The organism is Novosphingobium sp. Sphag1I, from assembly GCF_056279125.1.
Genome location: NZ_JBWBQS010000001.1, coordinates 32,509 through 43,828, shown reverse-complemented (window position 1 = coordinate 43,828; position 11,320 = coordinate 32,509). Strand labels below are relative to the sequence as shown.

Here is an 11,320-nt window from a genome sequence, read left to right as displayed (position 1 = left end):
CAAGGGGGCTTTTTCTATGCCTGATTACAGCTCATGCCCGCTGCGCCACAGGGCCTGACGGAAGGGTTCCAGCAGATATTCCATCAAAGTGCGCTTCTTCGCCTTGACCAGCACCTGTGCGGGCAGGCCCGGCTTCAAAGCGGAGGTCCGCCCCTTGAGCTGGTTGATCTTTTCAATATCGGCCGGATCGACCGTCACCTCGATCGTGTAATAGGATGTGTTCGACTTTTCATCCGACAGGATATCGGCCGAAACCCGCGTCACCTTGCCCTCAATCATCGGCAAACGACGTTCGTGCAGGGAAGGAAAGCGCAATTCGGCCACATCGCCGACACGCAGGTCATTGGCCTCATTGGGATTGACCTTGGCCGTGACGACCAGATTGGCCTCCTTGGGCACGATCTCCATCAATTTCTGGCCCGCGCCGATGACGCCGCCCACGGTAAAGACCGACAGGCCCACCACCGAACCCGATGCCGTCGCCCGGATCTTTGTGGCTTCGACCAGATGACGCGCCGCATTCCATTTGGGCAGGATGTCGGCCAGATTTTCATCCACCTTGCGCATTTCATCGGCGGCCACGCGGTCATTATCGGTGCCCAAAGACATCGACCGCATTTGCGTTTCGCCCAATTGCGCCCCCACCGAGGCGTGATCGGCCGACAGGCTGGCATTTTGTCCCGACAATTGCGCCCGCGCGCGTTCCAGTTCGCGCACGCGGTTCATACTGGCATAGCCTTGTTCGGCCAGAGCCCGCACGCCCGCCAATTCATCATCAAACAGCGACGCCTGCTTTTCGGCGGAGGTCAGTTGCTTGGTCAAGCCGCTGCGGCGTTCCTGCAACTGGGCAGCCTGTTTTTGCAGGATCCGACGCTGTTGCCCGATGGCGGTGTAATGCGCGTCCAGCACGGCCCGCTGAAGCCGCATGGCATCATCGGCCAGCTTGCGGTCTTGCGGATCGAGGTGAGCAAAGCTGACCGGTTCATACATGGCACGTTGACCGACCAATTCGGCCATCAAACGTGCCTTTTCCGCCTGAAGCCCGATCACCTGACTGGCCAGAGCGCGTTCATTGGCGACCACTTCGCCGCCGTTGAGTTCGAGCAGGATTTGGCCCGCTTTAACCTGCTGCCCTTCCTGAACATAAAGCGCGCTGACCACGCCGCCATCGCGGTGCTGGACCGTCTGGCGGTTGCCATAGACCGTCACTGCCCCTTCCGCCGTGGCGGCGCTGTCCAACGGAACCATGAAGGAGAAGATGCCAAAGCCCAGAAAGAACAGCAGGATAACAGCCCATCCGCCCCAGATATCGCGCTGGCTATCCTCCTCGATCGTTCTGATCCCGCTAGAGATCATCATCTTTTCGGTGCTGACGACCTCCATCGCAACGATATTACTGTCCGACATAGATCAATCCTCCGCCGCTTTTTCCGATGGTTGCGGCGCCATGACCGCTTGACCGCCCGACAGGCGCTCCATCACATCCTTGCGTGGGCCGAACATTTCCGCGCGGCCGTCACGAATGACCAGCAACTTGTCCACATCGGCCAGAATGCCCGCGCGATGGGCGACAACGACGATGGTCACCCGCCTTTTGCGCAATTCGGCCAAGGTTCGGATCAGATGCATCTCACCATCAGCGTCCAGCGCCGAATTGGGTTCGTCCAGCACCAGCAGGCGCGGCCCGCCAAACAGCGCCCGCGCCAAAGCCACGCGCTGTGCCTGTCCGACCGAAAGGCCGCTGCCATTATAGCTGAGTTCGGTGTCATACCCCTTGGGCAGGCGCAGGATGAATTCATGCACGCCGCTCAATTGCGCCACACGCACGACCTCGGCGTCGAGGCCGCCTTCGCCGGGGAAGGTTTCCTGAAAGCGGGCGATATTCTCTTTGATTGTCCCGCGAAACAGCGTCGGTTCCTGTGGGACATAGCCGATGGCGCTGGTCAATTGGCGTTCGGGCCAATCGGCCAGAGCGGCGCCATCAATGCGCACCGCGCCATTCACCAAAGGCGCAATCCCGACCAGCGCGCGCGCCAAAGTCGATTTGCCCGCCCCGCTCGGCCCGATCACGCCCAGCATATCGCCCGGCAGCAGGCCAAAGCTGATCCCCTGAAGCAGGAGGCGATCGCGCGCAGGAGATGCCACGCTCAAGGCTTCGACCTGAAGCCGCCCCTGAACCTCGGGCAGCCACGTGCGTTGCGGCACCGGCCCGACGCCTTCGAACAGGTTTCCGATCTGCTCATAGGCCGAACGCGCCTGCGCCAGACTTTTCCACGCGGCCGTGACCATTTCGATCGGCGACAAAGCGCGCGAAACCAGCAGCGAGGCCGCAAAGATCGCGCCGGGCGACATCTGCTGGCTGATCACCAGATAGGCGCCCAGCCCCAGCGCCAGCGATTGCAGCATCAACCGGATCGCCTTCACAAAGGATGTGATGACCGCCGTCTGCAACCCGGCCCGCGCCGTGATCAGATTGGTCGAAAGCCTCTCTCCAATCTGGATCCGGACAAAGGACGGGCGCATGCCCAAAGCGCCAATGACACCGGCATTGTTCAGCGCGCTGTCCATGGCCTGAAAAACCGACTGGTTTGCACCATGGACCTTTTGAATGGCCGCCTTGGTGATCTTTTCGTTCACCCAACTGAGCAAGCCAAGAATCAGCCCGCCCACGGTGGCAAAAATGCCCAGATAGGGGTGTAATATCGTACAAACGATGATGTAGATCGGCGCCCATGGCAGGTCGAACAGGGCCAGCATGCCTTGCCCGGTCAAAGCCCCGCGCAATTGGTCAAATTCACGCATCAGCGTGGAATTGGTGACCGTCCCGCTGTTGGCCCCCGCCCGCATCAGGGCGTCGAAAATCTTGCCCGACAGTTGCACGTCCAGCCGCTGGCTGGCGATCACGAACAAACGGGTGCGGATCAGGTCCAGCACCGCAATGGTCGCCGCCGAAGCGACAAACAACAGGGTGAGCAGCCCGAGCGTGGCAAAACCACGCGTCGGAACCACACGGTCATAGACCTGAAGCATATAAATCGTGGGTGCGAGATAGAGAATGTTCAGGAAGGCGCTGAAAATTCCCGCGTTCACAAAGAACACGCGGCACATTTTCAGCGCTTCCTGGATCTGCATCTCCCGCCCGGATTGGGGCATTCGCGCCTTATTCACGGCATCCTCCATTCCGCGGGGATCATATTCTCGCCCAATTTACGAATGATAGGTCGCAAGGCTACGATGATAGCCATAGGCCTCGCCCACGCCGATTGAGGCATATTTGCGGGTATCGACCAAAGACAGCGCCGTACCCACCACGCGAGCGCCGGATTGGTTAAGGATATCGACCGAAACCTTCGCGGCCTTGATGCTGGATTTGCGCCAGCGGCAGACCATCAGGGTCGAGTCCGAAAGCCAGCCCAGCAGGCGCGTATCGGCCACCGCCAGAACAGGCGCCGTATCGATGATGATGACGTCAAACTGTTGGCGCAACTGGGTCATCAGCGCGCCGATGGCTTCGGCCTGAAACGCGCCAGACGACATTTCCTTGACCAGAGCGGGCAGGACCACAAGGTTGCTCCGCTCATCCTTGACCAGTGCATCGGCCAGCGAAACCTTGCCATCGAGCACGTTGATCAGACCATGACGCGCGCCCGGAACCAGCAACTGGCTGGCCGAACAACGGCGCAAGTCGCCATCGATCAGCAACACCCGCGCATGCCCTTCGGCCAGAACGCGGGCCAAACTGATCGCCAGAGTCGTCTTGCCCTCACGCGGCAACGAGGAGGCCAGCGTAATGACCTTGGACGCGCCGGGCCGGTTCAATTTGAGGAAAGCGCCAATGTTGCGCACGGCCTCGGTATAGACCGAGAACGGGTAGTCGAGGACGTAATCCTCCGGCGCGCATTGCGCCTGAACCTTGGGCAGCTTGTTGATGTCGGGCAAACCGCCCGCATATTCAACATGCAGGTTCTTCACAATATCCTGACGCGTGCTGATGCTGTCATCCAGATATTCGGCCACCGCCACGGCCACCAGACCGAGCATGACCGCCACAATCCCGCCCAGCATCAGGGCCAGCGGATAATTGGGCCAAAGCGGCTTTTCACCGGGGCGCGCGATGGCGGCAATGCTGGCATCGGGCAGCGGAACCTTGACCTGCCCCTCAACTTCCTTCGAGCGCTGAAGGAAATTGGCATAGACGGTCTTGCTGGCCTCTGCCTTGCGCTGAAGATCGGACAGGCCGACCTGCGCCGAGCCATTGGCCACCAGCGAGCTGCGCGCACCGCCAAGGCTGGCCTGAAGCGAGGCAAGGTTCGAACTGGCCGCCGACACATCGGCACGCAGCGAGGCCAGAATTCGCGCCGTTTCCGCCGCGATCTGTTGACGCACATCGGCCAAATTGCGCTTGGCCCGGATCACATCGGGGTGCAGATCGCCATAACGCGCCTGCAATTCGGCCAGTTGCGCGCTCTGTTGCGATTCCTGGATGCGCATCGAACGGATCGTTTCGGACTGGACCACCGCGCCCACGCCGCCGCTGCCGCCGCTCGACAATTGCGACCGCGCGGCCTCGTAACGGGCCACGGTCTGGGCGTAATTGGCGCGCGCAGTGGCGATCTGCTCGTTAAGAGTCGAAACCTGCTGTTCGGCAACCGTTGCGCCCTGTGCGCTCATCAGGTTGTGCGAATTGATATAGGCCTGCAGCTTGGCATCGTCTTCCAAAGCCGTGCGGCGCAATTCATCGGCATGGGCCGAAACAAAGGTGCCGGCCTGTTCGGTCTCATTCTGCTTGGTCGCGCGCTGGGTCGCCAGATATTGCCGCGCAATGCTGTTGGCGATGGCGGCGGCCATGTCGGGCGATTGCGCCGTGGCCGTCACATCGATGACATAGGTCAGACCCGACCGCTGAATCCGCAGGCGGCCCAACAGGCTGGCCACGGCATTGCGTTCACCCGCCGTCATCGGCACGGCCTGTCCGCCGCTGTCCTTCACCGCGGGCAGCGCGGTCGAATTGGACGTATCCGCCCGGCGAAATTCCGGATTATCGGCCAGTTTCAACTCTCGCACGGTGGCCAGCGCCACTTCGGGCGCACCGATCAGGCGAGTTTGCGTATCGACCACATAAGTATCGGCGGGCAGGCCCGACATCACCGGCGTCCCGCCAATAGGATCGAGCTTGCGCGGTTCAATAAGAATGCTGGCCGTTGAAGAATAGATCGGCTTGGTCATGAACAAAGCCGCCAAAACGGCGCTCATCACCAACAATGCCACACAAACAAAAACAACGATTCGCCTTAGAAAAATCGCCAGAAGATGACGCGGATCGGGCAGGATCTCGCTTTTCTCCTGTGGTGGACTTTCATACCTAATCTCAGCTGATGCGGTGGCCATTAGCTTTCTCCTTACCGTAAGGGTATTCCGGTAACTCTTGGCCAAGCACAACCAAAGTTGGGTCCGAAACGAAGACGACCAGTCCAAAGCGGCTTTGGTTCGGAGAAGGTGATCGATCAAAGCGATCACGCCATGTGTTGAGTCGCGGCACGATATTAAACAGGCATTGAAAGCCCAGCGCCCGACCATCGACCTATGTTAACAATATTGGGAAATTCACCCGCGATTAACCGTCATCTTGTGTGCCATTTGCATGGAATTTTTCCATGCCGTCCGAATCGGGCGAGAGCGAGATGCCGAATGTCGAAAAAAGGGAGCCGCCTTGCCAGACATAACGCGATCAATGAGCATCCGTATTTGCATTCAATCCGATCTGGATAAAACCGTAATGGTTTTTCCGGGGCGATATTCACCCTCCTGAATCGCACAAATTGGCCGCGAAAAATGGATATTGCGCAATAATCCGAAAATCATTCTTGCGAAATGAATAGGTTCACGCCTCCGCGATAGTGCCATATTGGTAATTGACGCGAATGAAATGCGATCAATTCGGCGGCATCGCGGCATGAACCCTGCCCTCAACTGTGGCAAAACTCGTGCGTCAGCCAAAAGGGAGCGCCCGAGGCGAAACGCAGTTTGACCCCCTCACCTCATCTATCCACCACTCCAATTGGCAATCTGCCGGACAGGGATGGCGCCATACGGCTGCATCCCTCCCGCCTCAACGCCAACACCGCGTCGGACGGCGTCGCCTCGGCCAAGATGTCGCATGCCCGCCTGCCCTTTCTGGATGGATGGCGTGGCGCCTCGATCCTGCTCGTGCTTGCCGGACACTTCCTGAACATATCGTCTTTCGAGGCGGGCAAACTGGGCGTGGAATTGTTCTTCGTGCTCAGTGGGCGGCTGATGGCGGAAATCCTTTTTGTCCAGCAGATGCCCCTGCGGCAATTCTATCCCCGGCGGATCGCGCGTATCTATCCCGCGCTGCTGGCCATGGTGCTGGTCGCCACACTGGCGCTGATGCCCAGCGATCTGGCGATTGGGCCAAAATATGCGGCGGCGGCCATCCTGCTGGTTTACAATTATGCCGCTGCCCTTGGCTATCACGCCGGGGCGGTGGATCACATCTGGTCGCTGTGCGTCGAAGAGCATGCCTATATCACGCTGGGCCTGATCGCGACGATCAGCTCGCATCGCCCCCGGCTCGCATGGGCGCTGATCCTGACATTGTGCTTGCTCGCCATGGTCAATGGCGTGATCAGCACCGCGGTTCTGGGACAGGACTGGTATCAGGCCTATTGGCGTTCGGACGTGCATGTGGCCTCCATTCTGGCGCCTGCGGTCCTGTTTCTCAGCCGCCAATGGCATCCCGATTTCTGGGCGGTTCGCGCATGGATGGTTCCGGCGGCGCTGATTTTGGGGGCGGCCTGCTTTGTGGGTGATCTGCATCATCCGCCCTTTTGGACCGGCACGTTGGGCACGGCGTCCATCGCCTTTGCGGTGGTCTGGATCGACAAGGGCCCGGCATGGATGGTGCGCGCCCTGTCGTGGCGCGGGCTGGGGGCCATCGGCCTGCTCTCTTACTCGCTCTATCTCTGGCAACAGCCGTTTTACATCTATGCGCGCGATGGGGATCTGACGCTGCGCATGGGTGCCTTGGGCTGCGCGATCGCGGTAGCGCTGGTCAGCTATTTTGCGGTCGAAACGCCCGCTCGTGTCTGGCTGAACCGACGCTATGCGCGCTGGCTGGCGCAATCGCATGACAAATCGCGTGGCAAGGGGAAGAAATAATGGCCCCGCCCTATATCGCCTCTGTCGATCTCGATTTGCCGCCGCCCGGTCCGGCGGCACGGCCTAAAGTGCTCTATCTGGTGCATAACCGCGATGACGCGGCGGTGCGCCGCCGCCTGACCATGTTTGAAACGCATGGGGCCAAGGTAACTCTGGCGGGCTTTTGTCGCCACAATGCCCAAAAGGAGCCGATCGGTTCGGCCGCGATCATCGATCTGGGCGTCACGGCGGATGGCCGGTTGATGCAGCGCGCGTGGCTGGTCTTGCGCCATTGCCTATCGCCCGGTCGGTTAAGGCAGTGCGCAGAGCAGGCCGATGTCATCGTCGCGCGCAATCTGGAAACCTTGGTGATCGGGCGCCGGATTCTCTATCCGGGGCAAAGGCTTGTCTATGAATGCCTCGACATACATCGGCTGCTGTTGGGTCAGGGGTGGAAGACAAGGTTGCTGCACCGGATCGAACAATGGGCGCTGTCACGTACCGCCTTGATTCTGGTCAGCGCGCCGCTCTTCATGTCCGAATATTTCAAACAGCGGCGCGGATGGACGGGGCCGCATCTGCTGTCCGAAAACAAGGTGCCGCCGCAGGCCGTTCCCCATGCCGTGCCTCCGCCGCCCCCGGCCGGGCCGCCATGGGTCATCGGGTGGTTCGGCATGTTGCGCTGTCAACGCAGCCTGGCGATCCTGCGCCAACTGGCCGCAGAGGCGCAGGGGCGGATCAAAGTGGTGATCGCGGGTATCCCGTCCGAGGCGGAATTCGGCACCGATTTTACCGATAGATTGGCCGATGATCCGTATGTGGAATTCTTGGGTCGTTACAGCGCCGCTGATCTGCCCGACCTCTATCGCCGCATCCATTTCATCTGGGCCATCGACTATTTCGAGGAAGGGCTCAATTCCGCGTGGCTGCTGCCCAACCGCCTTTATGAAGGGCTGGCCCATGGCGCGATCCCGCTGGCACAGAACAATGTGGCGACCGGGCAGTGGCTGAACGAACATGGGGTGGGCGTCACGTTCGACGAACCGGCTACCGAATTATCCGCCTTTCTCGGCGGTCTTTCCACGCGAGACTATGCCGCATTGCATCAGGCCGTCAACACCCTGCCCGCAGAGGCGGTGTGTCAATCGGACGCCGAAAACCTCAAAGATTTCCATATCATCACAGGTGCCGCATGAACGCTATGACTCTGGAAAGTTCCAGCGCAACGGCGCAGTTACCACGTGCAGAAGAGGCATTGGCCCAGGCGCTGATCGTCATTCCCTGCCTGAATGAAGAAGCCCATCTGCCGGGCCTTCTCGATCAATTGCTGAAACAGAGCGGGGCGGCCACCATCGTCGTGGCCGACGGGGGCAGCACGGATCAAAGCCGCGCCATCGTCCGGCAATTGGCGGCGCAGCATTCCAACCTGATCCTGCTGGACAACCCGCGCCGGATTCAGAGCGCGGGTATGAATCTGGCGGTACAGCGGTTTGGCGCGGCGCATCGCTGGCTTGTTCGGATCGACGCACATTGCCTCTATCCCGACCATTACGCCGCCACTCTGATCGCCAGAGCGCAGGCGACCGGGGCCAGTTCCGTCGTGGTGCCGATGGTGACCGATGGCAAGGCGTGTTTTCAAAGCGCGGTGGCGGCGGCGCAAAATTCCCGGCTGGGCACGGGCGGCGCGGCCCATCGCCACATGGGGCATGGGCAATGGATCGAACATGGGCATCACGCGCTGTTCGATCTCTCGCTCTATTGTCAGGCGGGGGGGTATGATGAAGCCTTTTCGCACAATGAGGATGCCGAACTGGACAAGAGGCTGTCGGCGCTGGGCGGGCGCATATGGCTGGAACCGGCCTGTGCGCTGACCTATTTTCCGCGCCGGACGCCGCGGGCCTTGCTGCGGCAATATCGCGGATATGGCTATGGCAGAGCGCAGAATGTAGCGCGCCATCGCACACCGCTGCGCCTGCGACAGGCTATTCCCGTGCCCTTGGCCCCCGCCGGCTTGGTCGGCGCGCTGGCGCTGATGCTGTCGATGGTGGAACCTTGGGCCGCCCTGCTGGCCGTGCCGATGCTGTTATGGCTGTCGGCCTGCGCCGCCTATGGCGTGGTGCTGGCGGTGAAGGAGCGGTCGGGCTGTGTGCTCCTTTCCGGTCTTGCTCTGGCCACCATGCATTTTGGCTGGTCGATGGGCTTCTGGCAATTTGTGTTGACCCGCCCCGGCGATAGTGGAGCGCCATCGGCCATTGTTTTGGGCAATACAAACATTGGCCACTGAAAGACGCATCGCCCACACAAGATCGGCGGCTTAATTTAGGTTCGTCTTGGATGCGATCCTTTGCCCGAGTTTTTCGGAAAGAGCTATGAATACATGCACTTTCTGTAAATCATTTCGATCGGGTGATGTCTTGTCATGCGTATTGCTCAACTCTCTTTGGTAAAGACATCGCTGATGCTGGGCATCGCGGCGGTTGCGGTCATTCCGCATGGCGCGGGCGCGCAAAATATGGCCCGAAAGGTCCAGATCGCCCCCGTCATCACCCCCACGCAAGAAGGCGATGAGGCCGCCCTGCCCAAGGTTGATCCGGTATCAACCGCGGGCGAACCGATGGTGTGCCGTGCGGACATGGACTGCCCTCTGGCCGATCCGGTCCAAAAGACCCGCCCGCGCAGCCCGCGCGAAATGAACGTGTCGCCCCCCGTCACCAATCTGGGCGATGCCATTGCCTTGGCCTATAAAAACAATCCCCTGCTGCTGTCCGCCCGCGCGCAGACCCGCTCGGCCGATTATGGGGTGCCGGTGGCGCGTTCCGCCTATGGGCCTTCCTTGACGGTGACGATGGCCGACACATTCACCCGCACAAAGGAGGAATTGCTGGCCGGCCTTTGGGTCGGCGCACGCGGCTGGGCCTATACGGCCTCCGCCGTTTTGAGCCAGCCGCTCCTGACATTTGGTCGCAATGCCGCCAATGAACAGGCCGCCATCGCCGCCGTCGAATATCAGCGCGAGGCGCTGCGCCTGACCGAAATGCAGGTGTTGGGCAATGTCGTGGCCGCCTATATCGCGGTTCGGCGCGACACGGCCTTGTTGACCATCGCGCGCGAAAATGTGGCGATTCTGGACCTGCAATTGCAAGGCAACCGGGCAAGGTTCAAATATAAGGACCTGACCAAAACCGATCTGGACCAAACCGAATCCGAACGCGAAACCGCCGAGGCGGTCATGCTGCGGGCGCAGGGGCAATTGGGCGTCTCGCAAAAGCAATTTCTGCAATATGTCGGCGCGCCTCCGGGCGAACTGGCCGATATTACCTTGCCCGATGTGCCCTTCACCAATCTGGCCGATGCCTATTCCTTTGCCGAACAGAATAGCGCGCTGATCTCCTCCGCACGGGCCAAGGAACGCATTTCCCATGCGCAGGAACAGGCCGCCCGCGCCGAATTCCGCCCCCGCATCGATGCACAGGGCAGCGTCGGCTATTCCAGCAATTCGCCCTATAACAACCAGTTGCGCAACACGCAGGTCGTGGTGCAACTGGCGCTGACTCAACCTTTGTTCGATTCCGGCCTGCGCATGGGCCGATTGAACGAGGCCAAGGAAAACAATGAATCGGATTGGCGCCTGATCGATTCGGCCCTGCGCGACACGCGTGAGGCGGTGGGGACGGCATGGGACCAATTGGCCGCCGCGCGCCTTGGCATTGTCCATTTCCAGAACGCGATGGAGCGCGCCAAGAGCGCCTATGTCGGGGCCGTGCGCCAACAAAAGGCCGGCGACCGAAGCACGTTCGACGTGCTGGTTCTGGCCAGCACGTTCCAGTCTATGCGCAACAATTACTATAATGCCGTGGCCACAGAGGCTTCGGCCAAGCTCAACCTGCTTGGGGCGATGGGCCTATTGGAAACGCGTTTCCTGAACCCGAATGTGAAACTGTATGATCCGGCGGTCCACTATGACAAGGTGTCGAGGCAGGGCAATATCCCCGTCCTGACCCAGATCCTGTCGCATGTCGACCGCAGCTTTAACCCCGGCATCAGCCGCGCGCGCCCGGTCCGCGATGAGGGCGCCCGAGAGGCGCTGAAATCCAGCGTTACCGAGCCAAACCCATAAATGGCCTACAAAAAAGGGGGCGGATCAGTCAGCCTGATCCGCCCC

7 protein-coding genes are annotated in these 11,320 nt (G+C 60.5%); 4 read left to right on the top strand and 3 right to left on the bottom strand.

What is annotated here, in order from left to right; translation table 11 throughout:
- Positions 1-24: 24 nt before the first annotated feature.
- From ACZ9HU_RS00185 to ACZ9HU_RS00175, 3 genes are read right to left on the bottom strand one after another with little or no spacing between them, the layout of a single operon-like run.
- The gene (locus tag ACZ9HU_RS00185) at positions 25-1,407 is read right to left on the bottom strand and encodes an HlyD family type I secretion periplasmic adaptor subunit (RefSeq protein ID WP_476100958.1); all 1,383 of its coding nucleotides are present in this window, start codon (positions 1,405-1,407) and stop codon (positions 25-27) included.
- Between the two features lie 3 nt (positions 1,408-1,410).
- Complete coding sequence (locus ACZ9HU_RS00180; RefSeq protein ID WP_476100956.1) at positions 1,411-3,168, bottom strand: type I secretion system permease/ATPase; 1,758 nt, start codon at positions 3,166-3,168, stop codon at positions 1,411-1,413.
- A 39-nt stretch (positions 3,169-3,207) separates the two neighbouring features.
- Positions 3,208-5,388 (bottom strand): GumC family protein, encoded by a 2,181-nt coding sequence (locus ACZ9HU_RS00175; RefSeq protein WP_476100954.1) that lies wholly within the window; start codon positions 5,386-5,388, stop codon positions 3,208-3,210.
- A gap of 636 nt (positions 5,389-6,024) precedes the next feature.
- On the opposite strand from ACZ9HU_RS00175, the gene ACZ9HU_RS00170 reads away from it, so the two are divergent.
- From ACZ9HU_RS00170 to ACZ9HU_RS00155, 4 genes are all read left to right on the top strand, one after another.
- Entirely contained in the window at positions 6,025-7,179 is a 1,155-nt protein-coding gene (locus ACZ9HU_RS00170; protein WP_476100952.1) for an acyltransferase family protein, read from the top strand.
- Positions 7,179-8,354, top strand: coding sequence for a glycosyltransferase family protein (locus ACZ9HU_RS00165; RefSeq protein ID WP_476100950.1), 1,176 nt, complete (start codon positions 7,179-7,181; stop codon positions 8,352-8,354). The genes ACZ9HU_RS00170 and ACZ9HU_RS00165 overlap by 1 nt, the downstream gene beginning before the upstream one ends.
- A complete protein-coding gene (locus ACZ9HU_RS00160; protein WP_476100948.1) occupies positions 8,351-9,442 on the top strand; it encodes a glycosyltransferase family 2 protein in 1,092 nt (363 codons plus the stop codon). The genes ACZ9HU_RS00165 and ACZ9HU_RS00160 overlap by 4 nt, the downstream gene beginning before the upstream one ends.
- A gap of 135 nt (positions 9,443-9,577) precedes the next feature.
- Positions 9,578-11,275 (top strand): TolC family protein, encoded by a 1,698-nt coding sequence (locus ACZ9HU_RS00155; RefSeq protein WP_476100946.1) that lies wholly within the window; start codon positions 9,578-9,580, stop codon positions 11,273-11,275.
- The last annotated feature ends 45 nt before the right edge of the window (positions 11,276-11,320 follow it).